At 68.3% G+C, this 14,445-nt stretch carries 15 protein-coding genes and 1 tRNA gene; 6 read left to right on the forward strand and 10 right to left on the reverse strand.

The window, feature by feature from the left end:
* Together FFK22_RS32175 and FFK22_RS32180 are read right to left on the reverse strand one after the other, a co-directional pair.
* Entirely contained in the window at positions 1–915 is a 915-nt protein-coding gene (locus tag FFK22_RS32175) for a creatininase family protein (protein WP_138885715.1), read from the reverse strand.
* A 41-nt stretch (positions 916–956) separates the two neighbouring features.
* The gene (locus FFK22_RS32180) at positions 957–1,481 is read right to left on the reverse strand and encodes a DUF2244 domain-containing protein (protein ID WP_138885716.1); all 525 of its coding nucleotides are present in this window, start codon (positions 1,479–1,481) and stop codon (positions 957–959) included.
* A 77-nt stretch (positions 1,482–1,558) separates the two neighbouring features.
* On the opposite strand from FFK22_RS32180, the gene nth reads away from it, so the two are divergent.
* Entirely contained in the window at positions 1,559–2,197 is a 639-nt protein-coding gene (gene nth, locus FFK22_RS32185; protein ID WP_138885717.1) for an endonuclease III, read from the forward strand.
* Here the strand turns inward: nth and FFK22_RS32190 are convergent.
* The 3 genes from FFK22_RS32190 to FFK22_RS32200 form a co-directional block, all read right to left on the reverse strand.
* Positions 2,194–3,141 carry a hypothetical protein gene (locus FFK22_RS32190; protein ID WP_138885718.1) on the reverse strand — a complete coding sequence of 316 codons (948 nt, stop codon included), beginning with the start codon at positions 3,139–3,141 and terminating at the stop codon, positions 2,194–2,196. The genes nth and FFK22_RS32190 overlap by 4 nt on opposite strands.
* A gap of 87 nt (positions 3,142–3,228) precedes the next feature.
* On the reverse strand, positions 3,229–3,636 hold the full coding sequence (locus FFK22_RS32195; RefSeq protein WP_138885719.1) for a VOC family protein: 408 nt from the start codon (positions 3,634–3,636) through the stop codon (positions 3,229–3,231).
* 32 nt (positions 3,637–3,668) lie between these two features.
* Entirely contained in the window at positions 3,669–4,550 is an 882-nt protein-coding gene (locus FFK22_RS32200) for an N-formylglutamate amidohydrolase (RefSeq protein ID WP_138885720.1), read from the reverse strand.
* Positions 4,551–4,701: 151 nt separating this feature from the next.
* Here FFK22_RS32200 and FFK22_RS32205 point away from each other — a divergent pair.
* From FFK22_RS32205 to FFK22_RS32215, 3 genes are all read left to right on the forward strand, one after another.
* Positions 4,702–4,776: transfer RNA gene (locus FFK22_RS32205), tRNA-Val, on the forward strand.
* 341 nt (positions 4,777–5,117) lie between these two features.
* Positions 5,118–5,567, forward strand: coding sequence for a helix-turn-helix domain-containing protein (locus FFK22_RS32210; protein ID WP_138885721.1), 450 nt, complete (start codon positions 5,118–5,120; stop codon positions 5,565–5,567).
* Position 5,568: 1 nt separating this feature from the next.
* Entirely contained in the window at positions 5,569–6,138 is a 570-nt protein-coding gene (locus FFK22_RS32215; RefSeq protein ID WP_138885722.1) for a PIN domain-containing protein, read from the forward strand.
* Positions 6,139–6,152: 14 nt separating this feature from the next.
* Here FFK22_RS32215 and FFK22_RS32220 read toward each other — a convergent pair whose 3' ends face one another.
* Together FFK22_RS32220 and FFK22_RS32225 are read right to left on the reverse strand one after the other, a co-directional pair.
* Entirely contained in the window at positions 6,153–6,884 is a 732-nt protein-coding gene (locus tag FFK22_RS32220; RefSeq protein ID WP_186002760.1) for a class I SAM-dependent methyltransferase, read from the reverse strand.
* Complete coding sequence (locus FFK22_RS32225) at positions 6,884–8,701, reverse strand: polysaccharide pyruvyl transferase family protein (protein WP_138885724.1); 1,818 nt, start codon at positions 8,699–8,701, stop codon at positions 6,884–6,886. The genes FFK22_RS32220 and FFK22_RS32225 overlap by 1 nt, the downstream gene beginning before the upstream one ends.
* Between FFK22_RS32225 and FFK22_RS32230 the strand changes: the two genes are divergently transcribed.
* Positions 8,700–8,897 carry a hypothetical protein gene (locus FFK22_RS32230; protein WP_138885725.1) on the forward strand — a complete coding sequence of 66 codons (198 nt, stop codon included), beginning with the start codon at positions 8,700–8,702 and terminating at the stop codon, positions 8,895–8,897. The two genes, FFK22_RS32225 and FFK22_RS32230, sit on opposite strands and share 2 nt — an antisense overlap.
* Before the next feature lie 108 nt (positions 8,898–9,005).
* Here FFK22_RS32230 and ligD read toward each other — a convergent pair whose 3' ends face one another.
* Positions 9,006–11,660, reverse strand: coding sequence for a DNA ligase D (ligD, locus tag FFK22_RS32235; RefSeq protein ID WP_138885726.1), 2,655 nt, complete (start codon positions 11,658–11,660; stop codon positions 9,006–9,008).
* 64 nt (positions 11,661–11,724) lie between these two features.
* The gene (locus tag FFK22_RS32240; protein ID WP_138885727.1) at positions 11,725–12,423 is read right to left on the reverse strand and encodes an MgtC/SapB family protein; all 699 of its coding nucleotides are present in this window, start codon (positions 12,421–12,423) and stop codon (positions 11,725–11,727) included.
* Between the two features lie 90 nt (positions 12,424–12,513).
* Here FFK22_RS32240 and FFK22_RS32245 point away from each other — a divergent pair, with 90 nt between their 5' ends.
* A complete protein-coding gene (locus FFK22_RS32245; RefSeq protein ID WP_138885728.1) occupies positions 12,514–13,383 on the forward strand; it encodes a Ku protein in 870 nt (289 codons plus the stop codon).
* A 237-nt stretch (positions 13,384–13,620) separates the two neighbouring features.
* On the opposite strand, the gene FFK22_RS32250 is transcribed toward FFK22_RS32245, so the two are convergent.
* The coding region (locus tag FFK22_RS32250; RefSeq protein WP_221939013.1) for a Ku protein at positions 13,621–14,445 on the reverse strand (825 nt) is incomplete at its 5' end.

A 14,445-nucleotide genomic window follows, 5' to 3' on the forward strand; every position in this document is an offset into this window, starting at 1 on the left:
TCAGCCTTCCTCCGCCGCCAGCCAGTTCAGGTGCCAGCGGCTGTCCGGCGGCACCGTCCGGCCTTGGCCGGTGCCGTCGCGCTGCATGGTCAGGAAGCCCGGCAGGGCCGGCGCCACCACCGACTCCCACAGCCGCTCGACATCGCGGAAGCCGAGCAGCCGGGCAGCGGGCCGGGCCTCGTCATGGGCGGCCAGCAGCTCCTTCGCCCGGTCGGCCAGCCACGCCGCCTGGCGCGCCACCATCGCCTCGCCGTCGCGCCGGCTGGACTGCGCCGCGTCGGGCCCCATGGCGAAATGCGGCCCGAGCGCGCCCGCCGGCGGCAGGCGCGAGCTGTCGACGCAGTCCGGCTCGACCGCCCAGAGCTGCGAGGTCTCGATCCGCCCGGCATGGTCGCCGCGCGACGGCCCCTGCCCGTCGATGCCCTCGCGGTCGGCCTCGAAATCCGGCAGCGACAGCAGCCGGGCGCCGATGAAGGGCTGCACCAGCCCGACCATGGTCTTCAGGTCGCGGTAGTTCTGGCCGTAATGGCCGGTCAGCAGGATCACCGCCTTGAAGCCGATCCGGTCGGCGGCGCGCAGCTGGTAGCAGATGTTCTTGAAATGATGCCAGGGCGGCAGCGCCGTCAGCCAGTCGCGCGCCACCTCGCCGACATGGGCGCGCGACCAGATGGCATAATCGCCGACCTCGTGGATGTGCCAGTAGTCCGGCGGCGCGACGATGCCGCCGCCGCGCCGGGCCGCGGCGCAGGCGATGCCATGCGCCTTCAAGGCGTCGAGTCCGACCGCGTTGTGCGGCCCGTGCGGCTCGCACAGGCCGTAGGTCAGGTACAGCACCGGCACCTCGGCGAAGCGGCGCTCCAGCTGATCGGGGAACATCCGTTCCCAGCGGACCTCGTCCAGGTGGACCTCGTCCATCGCATCCCTCCGTTCGCGACCCGCGACGGCGGGGCGGCTGGTCAATCCTGGACGCCGCCGCGCAGCCGGTCGAGCGCCGCCGACAGGTCGCGCGCCAGATGGGCGCGGTCGGACGGCGCCAGGAAGCCGCCGATGGCGAAGCGCTGGCCGTGGCTGGTCAGGGTGACCCGGTTCTGGCCGACCTCGCTGCGGTCGACCTCGACCCGCAGCCAGTGGGGCTGCAGCTCGATCCGGTGCGACACGCCGCGCTGGTCGCCATGCTCGATCACCAGCCGCCCGGCGGTCAGGCGCAGGCTTTCCCAGCTGCGCTCGGCCCGGCGCAGATTCGAGCGCATCAGAAAGAACAGCAGCAGGGCGTCGAGCCCGTAGAAGCCGACCACCGGCCAGGCGCCGAGCATCAGGAACAGCACGCCATTGAACAGGCTGGTGACGCCAACCACGCCGATCACCAGCCAGAAGCCGACCGGCCCCAGGCTGCGCTTCGGCCGCAGCAGCCGATCGAACAGGACCGGGTCCTCCAAGGCGCCGCCATGGTCGCCGATCCGGGTGAGGCTGCTGCTGCGCATGCGCAGAGCATAATCCGCGGGAAGAGCATGGCAATGCCCGATGGCGCGGTCCGCATGGCCTCGCTAGGCTGCGGCGCATGAAGCCAGCCGCCATCGACACCTTCTACGCCCGACTCGCCGCCCGCATGCCGGAGCCGCAGACCGAGTTGCAATACAGCAGCCCCTTCACCCTGCTGGTCGCGGTGGTGCTGTCGGCCCAGGCCACCGATCTCGGGGTCAACAAGGCGACCGGGGCCCTGTTCGCCGTGGCCGACACGCCGGCGAAGATCGCGGCGCTGGGGGTCGAGGGGCTGTCGCGCTACATCCGCACCATCGGCCTCTACAACATGAAGGCAAAGAACGTCATCGCCCTGTCGAACATCCTGCTGCAGCAGCATGGCGGCGAGGTGCCGCGCGACCGGGCGGCGCTGGAGGCGCTGCCGGGGGTCGGCCGCAAGACCGCCAATGTGGTGCTGAACGTCGCCTTCGGCGAGCCGACCATCGCCGTCGACACCCACATATTCCGGGTCGGCAACCGCACCGGCCTAGCGAAAGGCAAGACCCCGGACGCGGTGGAGAAGGTGCTGGAGCGGGTGACGCCCGACCGCTGGAAGCTGCACGCGCATCACTGGCTGATCCTGCACGGCCGCTACACCTGCAAGGCGCGCAAGCCGCTGTGCGAAGCCTGCATCGTCGCCGACCTGTGCGAATGGCCGGAGAAGACGGTCCCGGCTTAGAGCGGCGCGCCCACCCGCGCGGCGGCCCGCCGGCCCGCGGCCCCGGCCAGCATCGCCAGATGCGCCCGGGCGATCCCCAGCTTCTTCTCGAAGGACGTGCCGCATTCGATGCGGTGGAACAGGTCCTGCCGTTCCGACAGCGCGTCGATCATGCGGTCGACATAGGGCTGCCGGGGCCGGGCGCGGGCGACCGCCCGCAGATGGGCCAGCCCGTCCGGATCGGCGAGGTCGGCATCGAAGCTGTCCCGGATCTCGCCGGCCAGAGCGGCCTCGAACCAGGGCAGCAGCCGGGGATGGGTCAGCAGCACCCCGAACAGCGCATCGTCCCGGTAGCGGTGCCAACGCGTGGTCAGGCGCTTGGCCTCATCGTCGCCGACGCTGGCGAGGTCCTTGAACGAGCTGCCGCCGCCATGCCGGGTCACCGCGGCGACGCGTTCGCTCGACCGCAGCCCCAGCCGGTCCGCCACGCGCTGCCGGTACTCCGCATCCAGGACCCAGGCGTTGTAGCCGATCAGCGACAGGTCGGGCACGGCGCCTTCGGCATAGGCCTGCAGCCAGTCGCGCTGGGCGAAGAGCTGGCGCAGGATCATCACCAGGTCCAGCCGGACCAGTTGCTTGCGGTGCATCAGGCTGGCGGTGAGGTTCAGCGGGTCGCGCAGGAACAGGAGATCGACCGTCCGCCCGCCCGCCGCGCGCTGCATCCGCCAGGCGGCTTCCAGCCCCAGCAGGGTCACGCCCTCGAAGTTGAAGATCGTGGTGCCGTTCGCGCCCTTGCCGCGCGCGGCCGGGCCGGTGACGTCGCGCAGATGCGACCGGATCGGCTCGCCGATCACGGCGTTGTTGACGAAGGCGGCCGGCGTGTCGCGGTGCTGGCGCAGCCAGCGGACGAAAGCGTGGTGGCCGGATCGCTTGGTCGAAATGACGTTGATGAATTCGAGACTCATCCCGCGTCCCGCTCTCCCTCGTGTGGATGGCGGGGCTATCCTTACAGGAAAGTAAAGAAAGGCTGAACCGTTCTGTTGCCGGCCGGCTCAGGCCGGCGGGTCGGCGATCTCGTCATAGCCGCGGTTGAGGAACTCGATCAGGCACAGGCCGTGGCCGAAGGGGTCGGCCAGCTGGACGAGCCTGCCCCAGACCGCGGTGCGGATCTCACCCTCGGCCATGGCGCCGGCCGCGACCGCCCGGGCCAGCGCTGCCGCGACATCGTCCACCACCACGTCGAGATGCACCGGCGTCCAGTGCCGGGCGTAGCCACGGCGGCTGTCGCCGGCGCCGACCGTGCCGGCCGCCTTGCGCAGCAGATACAGCGGCGCGGGCCAGCCGGTCAGCTCCACCACCTCGCCGCCGAATCGGCGTCCGACCGCGAGGCCGAAGGCGCCAGTGTAGAACGCGACCCCGGCCTCGAGATCGGGCACGTCGATATTGACCAGCAGGCTCATGGCGATCTCCCCTCCCACGCCCGATGGCCGCCCTATGCCGCCAGCGCCGCCCGATCGAGCGCGCCGAGGGCGGCGGCGAAATCGGTCATGTCGGCCGTCAGCCGGGCCAGGCCCTTGGTCGGCGACAGCGTCGCCTCGTCCATATAGAGGGCACGGTTCAGCTCGATCTGCAGGGCATGGATGCCGGCGCGCGGCCGGCCGTAATGCCGGGTGGTGAAGCCGCCGGCATAGGGCGTGTTGCGGGTCACGACATAGCCGCGCCCGGCCAGCCACTGCTCCGCCGCCTCGGTCACCGCCGCGGCGCAGGAGCTGCCGTAGCAATCGCCCAGCACGACGTCGACGGCGCGGCCGCCGGGGGTGCGCGAGGCGCCCTGCGACGGCATCGAATGGGCGTCGATCAGCAGGACGTGGCCGAATTCGGCGCGGGTCTCGTCGATCAGCCGGCGCAGCGCCGCGTGGTAGGGGGTGTAGCAGCGCTCGACCCGCTCCACCGCCTCGGCGAAGCGCAGCTTGCCGCGGTAGATGTCCTTCCCCTGGGCGACGATGCGGGCGATGGTGCCGAGCCCGGCGACGACCCGCGGCGAGCGGGTGTTGACCCAGCCCGGCAGCGCGTCGTCGAACATCTCGGGGTCGAGTTCATAGGCCTCGCGGTTGGCGTCGAGGAAGGCGCGCGGGAACAGGGCGCGCAGCAGCGGCGCCCCGCGCTCCGGCACCCGGCCGAAGATCTCGTCGACGAAGCCGTCCTCGGAGCGGCGCAGCGTGTGCGGGTCCAGCTTCGCCGCGGCCAGGAACGACGTCGGGTAGTCGCGGCCGCTATGCGGCGAGGCGACCACGACCGGGAGGCGCCGATCCTGCGGCAGGGCGATCGCCACCGCGTCGGACGCCGGCGACTGCGAGGCGACTTGACCATCCATATCACCGTCATATCCCAGCCTCGGGGGGCTGTCGACGGGGCCGATGGGCCGGTTCGGCGGCGCGGACGGTTTGATGCTTGCACCCCCCGGTCGATGATGCTACATCGGCGCTCCCCGCGGACGACCGGCTTCGGTCGTCCTTCCCGGTGCCGGGCGCGTAGCTCAGCGGGAGAGCACTACGTTGACATCGTAGGGGTCACAGGTTCAATCCCTGTCGCGCCCACCACCGGTTCCTCAGGCAGATCAAAGATAGATCAGCGATCCCCTCCCCTGGCGGGGATCCGTGGTTTCGCACAGAACAGCGCGGGAACCCGATGCGGCATCGTCCCGTCGTTGGCACACGGAGGTTTTCGGCAACGTTTCCTGCCGCATCTCGCTTTGCATCCCTGCGGGCCTATCAACGGGACGGGAATGCAACGCGCCCTTCGTTTCGTTTATTGCGTTTATCTTTTCTGAGCATATATAAGATTGAAGGCCGCATCGGATAAGCGGCCATGGAGGATTCATGGTCTCAAACGGTGCGCTATGTCACGACAGCCGCACAAAGTGCACTCAGAGGCTCCGCTCATGAACGCCTTGCTCGAAAAGCCGGATACCATCGTGCCGTCCGAAGAGGATGCCAAGCTGGCCGCTGAATTCAGCCGGATCCTGGCCTCCAAGCGGCCCGAGGAAGAATTCCGCGTCCATCTGAACGATGGCCAAGAGCTACTCCTGCCAAAGGGGGTAAGGCAGTTTCTCACTCATCTGCTGACCGAAATTTCACATGGGAACGCTGTGACATTGATCCCGATCCATGCCGAAATGACGACCCAAGAGGCGGCTGACTACCTCAATGTAAGCAGGCCACACTTGGTAAAGCTGCTCGAAGCTGGGGAGATCAAGTTTCACAAGGTCGGCTCGCACCGTCGAGTGCGGTTTGGAGACCTGAGGACATACAAGGAGCAGGTCGCGGTCGGTCGGGCCAAGGCTCTGGACGAGTTGGCGGCACAGGCCCAGGAGCTCGGGATGGGCTATTGATTTGTCGCGCTTCACCGTCGTCTATGATGCGTGCTGCCTCTATCCCGCTCCATTGCGGGATCTCCTGATGCAGTTGGCAACGGCGGAGCTGTTCCGAGCCAAGTGGACCGCAGCTATTCACGATGAATGGATGCGAAACCTGCTTTTCGATCGGCCGGATCTCACCCGTGAAAGGCTGGAGCGCACACGCTCCCTGATGGATGAGAACGCGCCGGATTGTCTCGTCGAGGGATATGAGCATCTGATCCCGCAGGTAACTCTTCCGGATGCAGACGACCGGCACGTGGTCGCCGCCGCCATCCATGCTCGAGCCGACGCCATCGTCACATTCAACCTGAAGGACTTTCCAGCTGCGGAACTGGTGCGCTTCAATCTGGAGGCGATTCATCCCGACGACTTCATCAGCTTCCAATTCGATCTTCAGGAACATGCGGTCGTGATCGCAGCCCAGAGGTGTTTGCGGCGGCTGAAGGCACCGCCCAAAACGGCTGAAGAATACCTCGCCACGCTCGAGGCTCAGTCGCTACCGAAGACGGTCAAAGCGTTGAGGCAGTACGCCGCCATCCTTTAATCTCCAGCCACCTCTCATCCCGCCTCCACCTCCACGATCCCCACCCGCGACTCGATCTCCACCGCCGACACCACCCCCTCCGCCTGTTCGATCTCGCGGAAGCAGCGGTACATGCCGGCGTTGAAGCGGATGTCGTCGAACACCAGGATCCAGCGGCCGGCCAGGCGCGGCAGCAGCAGCTCGGCCTGCGCCTTGACGATCTCGCCGACATGGATGCCGTCGATGAAGGCGATGCCCGGCCGGCCGAAGCGGATCTTCGCCGCCTCGAACCCGGCCTCGAAGGTGTCGGCGACGGCGGTGAAGCGCGGGCTGATCGCCGCCAGGTTGGCGCGGGCGATCTCCTGCCACTGCCGGTTCGGATCGAAGGTGACCAGCCGGCCGCGGCGGTTGGCCGCCAGACCGGCTAGCCAGTACATGCCCGAGACGCCGAAGGCGGTGCCGATCTCGACCACCGTCCAGGGCCGGAACCGGCGTGCCAGCTGGACATAGAACCGGCCGTATTTGTGGCTGGTGCGGACGCTGTTGCTGGAGCGCTTGAAGCTGTCCTCGGGCGCCGCGAAGTCGCGATAGCCCTCCCACAGGTCGAGCGGGCCCACCTCCTGCGTCAGCCGGGCGCGCTCGGCGATCAGCCGCTCCTTGGCGAAGGGGCGGGGGCGGATCAGCTCCGCCACCACCTCCTCGCTCAGGAACGCCGTGTCCCGCCGGCGGCGGACCACCGCCAGCGGCGCCTGTGCCGGTTCTCCCATCAGGCCGCGAGCGGGAACGGGCAGGCCTCGCGCAGCGCAGCGAGGTCGGGCATCCGCTCGGGGATGTATTGGCACAGCCGCGCATGGTCGGGCGTGACCGTGCCGAGCTCCGCCAGGTCGAAGGGCGCGACATCCTTCAGCCCGACCGAGGCGAAATAGTCCTCGAACTTGGTGTTGCCGCCCGGGATCTGGGTCTCGCTGGTCGACATCACCGCCCAGCCGACCGGGATGCCATAGGCCTGGGCCACAATGAGGCCATGCAGCGAGGTCGAGATGATGTGCTCGCATTCCGACACCTCGTCGAGGAAGGCCTCGATGCCGTCATAGGAGCCGCGCATGATGTCGATCACCTTGACGTCCGGATGCACCTCGAGCGGTGCCGCGACATGGGTGAAGTGGCGGATCAGGCCGAGCTTGTGCTTCTTGGTCCCCTTCGGCTGGTACAGCTGCGGCAGCAGCAGGGCGACGTCGCCATAGACCTGCGGGCACTTGCCGCCGCTGTCGAGCACTAGGCGCCGGGTCAGCGGCCCACGCACCGCCTTGTACACCGCCTGCGGATGCAGCTTGTCGGTCAGGCGCGGGCTGCCCGTGCCCCAGACCGGCGTGCCCTTCTTGGCGAATTTGATCACCGAGCCGATCACCAGCGCGCCGCTGCCCGCCGCCACCCAGCGCGGCGGCCGCCCGGTCAGCTTCTCGACGATGTAGGGGTTCAGGATGTCGCCGAAATTGCCGGGATAGGGCTGCTCCATCCACCACAGCTGGGGCCGCTGCTTCAGCGGCAGCTCCCCGGCCTTGGCCCGCTGCTCCAGCCCCAGCCGCAGCATCCGGCCCTGGGCGAAGGCCCTGCCCTTGGCGGTGCCGTGCTCGGCCAGCTCGCCGGCGTAGCGCTGGCCTTCCTCCGGCAGGTGGAACTCGATGCAGAAATCCACCACCCGCTGCAGCAGCGCGGACAGGCGGTCGCTGTACTCGCCCTGCTGCCGCAACTGGGAGACCCGGCCCTCATACAGCGCCAGCGCGGCCTGCTCGCCCTCCTGCCGGCGGGCCAGCCGGGCGAGGGTGTTCAGCGGGTCGTCCTGCGACGGGTCGAGATCGGTCATCTTCTTCAGATAGACCGCGGCGTTCTGCAGCTTGCCGGCCTTCAGCTCCTGCTCGGAGATCGCCTTCAGCACCCGGTACTGGCGCGACGGCTCCAGGATCGGCGCGTCGTGCTGGGCCACCTCCTTGACGAAGTCGCGGACATTGCCGCTGTCGCCGAACGAGAACCAGGCGTCGGCCGCGCCCAGCTTGTCGCCCCAGGCGATCCGCTTCGGCGGCAGCAGCGTCACCTGCAGCTGCTCGGAATGCGCCCGCCAGGCCTCCTCGAAGAAGTAGTCGTCGGTGCCGCGCTCCTTGCTGCCCTTCTCCAGCTCGACCAGCTGCTCCAGCAGCCGCCGGGTCGGCGCCGTATAGTTGAAGAACAGGAACCCGGGATGGAACGTCCGCGCGAAGATGAACGGGTCATATTCCCGGAAGTACTTGAAGTTCCGCAGGAAGGCGGCGAAGTCGCTCTCGCTGCGCAGGAACGGGTCGGGCCGTTTGATGATGCGGGTGTCGATGTCGACCCAGATGATCGGCCGCTTATGCTCCTCCAGCTTACGGGAGTAGTAGTTGACCTTGTAGCGGCAGATGTCGGCCCAGTTGGCGTCGGGGCCGAGCTTGACCTCCTCGAAATCATATTCGATGTCGAGCGTCTTGCAGTCCTCGGCCAGGTGGTAGGCCGAGTCGTAATAGTACTGCTTTCCGCCGTAGAAGCTGACGACGACGGCTTCCTTATCCATGATGCGTCTCTTCGAGCTGGAGCAGCAGGGTGGTTTCGTCGATCTGGGCGATCTCGTAGATCGGCCGCTCGACCAGGTCGGATTCGGCGAAGGTGAAGATCCTCCGGCCTTCGCGGGCGATCTCGGAGCCGAGGAAGCCCTCGATCGAAGCATTCTTTACTTAGGCATGGAACTTCAGTTTTCTATATTAGACTGACCTGATAGATTTCGCAACCCCGCATGGTTCATACCTTGCCATGAAAACCATCAATCCTGGTTTTCAGCGCGGAACTACAGGCAGATTTCTGCTGAAATCTGACCAGGATCAGGCCGCCTTGCGGCGCTCCAGCTGCCGGATCGCGTCGGCGAGCGGCCGGGCGGCGGCGTCATAGCCGTCCCAGGCGGAGCCTTTCGCCAAAAGGCCGGGCGCGGTGCGCAGGGTGTAGCGCTTCGGGTCGAGGCCCTTGCGCACCTGGTCCCAGATCAGCGGCATCGACACCGTCGCCCCCGGCCGCGCCCGCGGCGACAGCGGCGCCACCGCGGTCGACATCCGGTCGTTGCGCAGATAGTCGAGGAAGATCCGGCCCTGCCGCTTGTCCTTGGCCATGTTGACGACATAGCGGTCCGGCACGTCGGCGGCCAGGCGCGCGCAGACCTCCTTGGCGAAGGCCTTGGCCTCCGCCCAGTCCGGCCCGCCGGCGCGCGACGCGGCCAGCGGCACCACCACATGCAGCCCCTTGCCGCCGGTGGTCTTGCAGAAGGTGACGAGGCCGACCGCCTCCAGCCGGTCCTTCAGCTCCCGTGCCGCCTCGATCACCGCGACGAAGTCGAGGCCCGGCCCGGGATCGAGGTCGAACACCAGCCGGCCCGGACGCTCGGGCACGCCGGGCCAGCAGTTCCAGGGGTGCAGCTCCAGCCCGCCCGACTGCGCCACCGCCGCCAGCCCTTCGATCCGGTCGATCTGGATATAGGGCTTGCGATCGCCCGCCACCTTGACCAGCGAGATCAGACTGGACGTGCCGGGCATGGCGTGGCGCTGGAAAAAGATCTGGCCGCCGATCCCGTCCGGCGCGCGTAGGATCGAGCAGGGGCGGCCCTTGATATGCGGCAGCATCCAGGGGCCGACCGCCTCCAGATACAGCGCCAGGTCGTGCTTGGTGACCGGTTCGCCGTCGCCTGCATCCGGCCACAGCGCCTTGTCGGCATGGGACAGCGACACGCCCATCACCGCCGCCTTGCCGCCGACGGATCGCCGGCGCGCCGGCTTCGCCACCGTCTTGGCCCCCTTGGCCGGGACCGGCTGCGCCAACTCGGTCTTGGCGGCCGGGGTCTCGGCCCCGACCTCCTCGGCCGGCTTGTCCTCGCGCAGCCCCTTGAACGAGGCCTGGCGCACCATGCCGGAGCCGGTCCAGCCTGCGAATTCGATCTCGGCCACCAGCTCCGGCCGGGCCCAGTGGACGCCGCGCTCCTTGCGCGGCGCCCCCGGGCCGGTGAAGGGCGACGTGTCCTGCTCCACCGCCTTCAGCCGCGGCAGCAGCCGCTCCACCTTGGCGGCACTGTAGCCGGTGCCGACCCGGCCGATATGGACCAGATGGCCGCCGCGGCGGACGCCGACCAAGAGCGACCGGAACCGGTTGCCGGTGGTCGACCAGCCGCCGATCACGACCTCATGCCCGCCGCGGCACTTGGCCTTGGTCCAGCGGTCGCTGCGGCCGGATTGATAGGCGGCGTCGAGGCGCTTGGAGATGATGCCTTCGAGGTGCAGCCGGCAGGCGGAACGCAGCACTGCGTCGCCAGCCTCCTCGAAATGCTCGACATAGCGGATGGTCGAGGTCGTGTCGCAGCCCCGCTCCTCCAGCAGCCCGCGCAGCCGCGCCTTGCGCTGAGCCAGCGGCTCCGGCCGCCAGTCGCGGTCGCCTTCATGCAGCAGGTCGAAGGCGAAGAAGATCAGGTCGCGGCTGTGCCCTTCCGACAGCGCCACCTGCAGCGCCGCGAAATCCGGATGGCCGTGCTCGTCCAGCGCCACCGCCTCGCCGTCGATGATGCCGTCCGGCCAACCCTTCGCCGCATCGGCGAGGGCCTGGAAGCGGTGGGTCCAATCGAGGCCCTTGCGGGTCTTCAGCGTCGCCGTGCCATCTTCGACCCGCAGCTGCAGACGATAGCCGTCGAATTTGATCTCGTGGGCCCAGCCGCCGCCGCCGGGCGGCCGATCGACCGACACACACAGTTCCGGCGGGATGAAGTCCGGCATCGCCGAGGCGACGGCCTTCGTCTTCCAGCGGCTCGGCGCGGCCGGCTTCGCCGCCTTCTCCGGCTCGGCTGTCGAGTCCCAGACCGCATCCGCCGGCGCCTTCTTTCCACCACCCAGCATAAAGGCTTTCGGACCCCGGCCCCGCCCGCCGGCGATCTCGGCCATGGCCCGGCCCGAGGCGACCGACCGGTCCTCGGCCAGCACCGCATCGCCGTCGGCATCGACCGCGTGGTCGTCGCGATGCTTGATCAGCAGCCAGTTGCTGCGCTTGCCGGCGGTGCGGTCGCGCTTCATCCGCACCAGCACCCAGCTGCCGTGCAGCCGGTCGCCCTCCAGCGCGAACTTCAGCTCGCCCTTGGCCAACTGCTGGTGCGGCGACGCCCGGCCTTCCGGCGCCCAGGTGCCGCGGTCCCACAGCTGGACCGTGCCGCCGCCATATTGCCCCTTGGGGATCGTGCCCTCGAAATCGCCATAGACCAGCGGGTGGTCCTCCACCTCCACGGCCAGGCGCTTGTCATGCGGGTCGAGCGATGGTCCCTTGGTCACCGCCCAGGATTTGAACACGCCGTCGAGCTCGAGCCGCAGGTCGTAATGCAGCCGTGTCGCCGCATGCTTCTGGATGACGAAGCGCAGCTTGTCCGAGGCGGCGACGCCGGTCGCGCCGCTGGGCTCCGACGTCTTCTCGAAGTCGCGCTTGCGCCGATAGGTCGACAGGCTGTCCTTGGCCATTGCTTTCGCCTGACAGTTCCGCTGTTTCGGGAACGATGCGCGCGGAGCGGCAGTTCCGGAAGGTCTATTGGGCGGACCAACTCCCCTCCTGCATGCCGGAGGCGGCGAACAGCCCCTCGACGACCGGCGGCACCCTGCTGTCGCGCGGATATCCCATCCACCGCAGCTCGTAGCACATCGTCCTGGACCGCGCGTCCGGCCGATGGGTGATCGAAGTGGCGGCAATGCGGAAACCCGCCCCCTTCAGCGTGGTCTCGATCTCGGCGGGATCGAAGCGGTCGAGATCCACAGTCAGGCTCAGCGTGGCCTTGCGCTCCTGCTGGACCCGGTCCTCGAGCCGTTTCAGCCCCCACAGCACCACCAGTCCGATGATGAAGGCGATGCCGCCCAGGATCAGCTCGCCGGCGCCGAAGCACAGCCCCATCATGGTGACGAACCACAGCGTCGCCGCCGTGGTCACGCCCATCACCAGGTCGCCGCGCTGCAGGATGGCGCCGCCCCCGATGAAGCCGATGCCGGACAGGATGCCGAGCGGCAGCCGCATCACATCCATCTGGACGAAAGACTCACTCGTCTTGCCGGTGGTGAACAGCAGCAGGTTGGCCAGCACCATCGAGAAGGCGGCGGCTAGGCAGACCAGCAGATGCGTGCGCAGCCCCGCCGGCCGGCCATGGGCGCCTCGGTTCCAGCCGATGATCGCGCCGGCCAGGGTGGCGAGCGCGATCCGCAGCAGCAGGTCGGGCCAGGTCGGGAACAGCGGCATTGACGAAACTCTCCGACGGGCGTGCGATTCAGGAACCCGACGGGGCGGTCCGCCGTTCCTTTCCGGGACCGATCCGTTGCCGAGGACGAGATGGCGTCGCGCGCGACCTGGAAAGGCACGTTGAAGCTGGGGTTCCTGTCCTGCCCGGTGGCGCTGTACACCGCGGTCGGCGAGGGCGACGAGATCCACTTCAACATGGTCAACCGCCGCAGCGGCCACCGGCTGCGGCGCCTGTTCGTCGATTCCGGGACCGGCAAGCCGGTGGAGCGCGACCACCAGGTGAAGGGCTATGAGGTCGACACCGACCGCTATGTCGTGCTGACCGAGGAGGAGATCGAGGCGGCGATCCCGGACAGCACCAAGACCATCGAGATCGAGGCTTTCGTGCCGCGCGACCAAGTCGACCGCGTCGCCATCGACCGGCCCTATTACCTGGCGCCGGCCGATGCGGTCGGGGCCGAGGCCTTCGCCGTGATCCGCGCGGCCTGCGAAAAGGCCGGGGCGGTCGGCATCGGCCGCACCGTGCTGTTCCGGCGCGACCGGGTGGTGATGCTGTGCCCGGAGGGGCCGGGCTTCCTGGCCAACCTGCTGCATTTCGAATACGAGATGCGCGACGAGGCCCAGGCCTTCGACGACATCCCGACCATCAAGATCGCCGGCGAGATGCTGGACCTGGCCAAGCACATCATCGGCCAGAAGAAGGGCAAGTTCGAGCCGGACAAGTTCGAGGACCGGTACGAGACGGCGCTGCTGGAGCTGATCCGGGCGAAGCAGCGCGGCGAGACGATCAAGCCACCGCCGGCGCCGAAGCGCGGCCAGGTGATCGACCTGTTGGCCGCCCTGCGAGAGAGCGCCGGCGGCGCCAAGGCCGGGCGCAAGACCCCGGCGAAATCCAAGACCGCGGCCAAGAGCAAGCGCAAGGCCCCGGCCGCCCGGACGAGCCGGCGGAAGGCGAGCTGATCGACGAACAGCGTTCGCGTGGCTTGTTCCGCTAGCGTGCTTTTTCTCGACAACCACCCCTCGCCGTCACTGCGAGCAGGCGAAGCTGACGAAGCAATCCAGGGCGGCTCATACTGGCCTCTGGATTGCGTCGCTGCGAAATGACGGCGTTGGAAATTCCGAACAGACCTCGCAGGCGGGAAAGGCAACGCACCTGTCTCAGCCATTTGAGCCGAACACCTCCCGGCCGCCTCCCCCTCACCGCTTCCGCTTGTCGGAGTCCAGGCTCTTCCGCAGGGCGGCCATCAGGTCGATGACCTTGCCGGTCTCCGCCTTGGCTTCGGGCTTCGGTGCCTCGACTTTCTTGCCCTTCTTCTTGCGGGCGATGATTTTCCGCAGCGAGGCCTGGACGCGGTCGCCGAGCAGGTCCTCGCTCCAGTCGACCGTCCGGTCCTTGATCACCGACAGCGCCAGCGTCATCGCGTCCTTCGGCGGCGTGGCCGGCTTGATGCCGCCGAAGACGGCCTTCTCGTCCCGCACCTCGTCGGCCTGGCGCAGGGTCCAGACGATCATGCCCTTGCCGCGCGGCTCGATCATGATCGGCCGTTCACGGCGATACAGCACCAGCTTCGACAGCCCGACCGTCTTGGTTGCGGCCATCGCCTCGCGGATGACGCTGAATGCCTCCTCGCCGACCGGCTCGCTCGGGGCCAGGTAATGCGGCCGGTCGCGCCACACCAGGCCGACCTCGGCACGCGCGACGAAGCGGTCGATGTCGAGGGTCCGCGTCGTCTCCAGGGCGACGGCGGAGAACTCGTCATCCGTCAGGGTGATGTAGTCGTCCTCGCCGACCGGATAGCCGCGCAACTGGTCGTCGTCGGCCACCGGCTTGCCGGAGACGCTGTCGACATACTGGCTGACGACGCGGTTGCCGGTGGCCTCGTTCAGCGTATGAAAGCGCACCCGCTCCGCCTGGGTGACGGCGGGCGTCATCTCCACCGGGCAGGTCACCAGGCTGAGCTTGAGATAGCCGGACCAGAAGCTGCGGGCCGCCATCGGCCGCCTCCGCGACAGTGTCTCCTG

The organism is Mycobacterium sp. KBS0706, assembly GCF_005938675.2.
In the GTDB taxonomy this organism is placed as follows: domain Bacteria; phylum Pseudomonadota; class Alphaproteobacteria; order DSM-16000; family Inquilinaceae; genus Inquilinus.

Coding starts and splice junctions, on each gene's coding strand:
- FFK22_RS32175 (WP_138885715.1), bottom strand. CDS start 915: ATGGACGAGGTCCACCTGGACGAGGTCCGCTGGGAACGGATGTTCCCC.
- FFK22_RS32180 (WP_138885716.1), bottom strand. CDS start 1,481: ATGCGCAGCAGCAGCCTCACCCGGATCGGCGACCATGGCGGCGCCTTG.
- FFK22_RS32220 (WP_186002760.1), bottom strand. CDS start 6,884: ATGGGAGAACCGGCACAGGCGCCGCTGGCGGTGGTCCGCCGCCGGCGG.
- FFK22_RS32190 (WP_138885718.1), bottom strand. CDS start 3,141: ATGAGTCTCGAATTCATCAACGTCATTTCGACCAAGCGATCCGGCCAC.
- FFK22_RS32195 (WP_138885719.1), bottom strand. CDS start 3,636: ATGAGCCTGCTGGTCAATATCGACGTGCCCGATCTCGAGGCCGGGGTC.
- FFK22_RS32200 (WP_138885720.1), bottom strand. CDS start 4,550: ATGGATGGTCAAGTCGCCTCGCAGTCGCCGGCGTCCGACGCGGTGGCG.
- FFK22_RS32245 (WP_138885728.1), top strand. CDS start 12,514: ATGGCGTCGCGCGCGACCTGGAAAGGCACGTTGAAGCTGGGGTTCCTG.
- ligD (WP_138885726.1), bottom strand. CDS start 11,660: ATGGCCAAGGACAGCCTGTCGACCTATCGGCGCAAGCGCGACTTCGAG.
- FFK22_RS32210 (WP_138885721.1), top strand. CDS start 5,118: ATGAACGCCTTGCTCGAAAAGCCGGATACCATCGTGCCGTCCGAAGAG.
- FFK22_RS32225 (WP_138885724.1), bottom strand. CDS start 8,701: ATGGATAAGGAAGCCGTCGTCGTCAGCTTCTACGGCGGAAAGCAGTAC.
- nth (WP_138885717.1), top strand. CDS start 1,559: ATGAAGCCAGCCGCCATCGACACCTTCTACGCCCGACTCGCCGCCCGC.
- FFK22_RS32240 (WP_138885727.1), bottom strand. CDS start 12,423: ATGCCGCTGTTCCCGACCTGGCCCGACCTGCTGCTGCGGATCGCGCTC.
- FFK22_RS32230 (WP_138885725.1), top strand. CDS start 8,700: ATGATGCGTCTCTTCGAGCTGGAGCAGCAGGGTGGTTTCGTCGATCTG.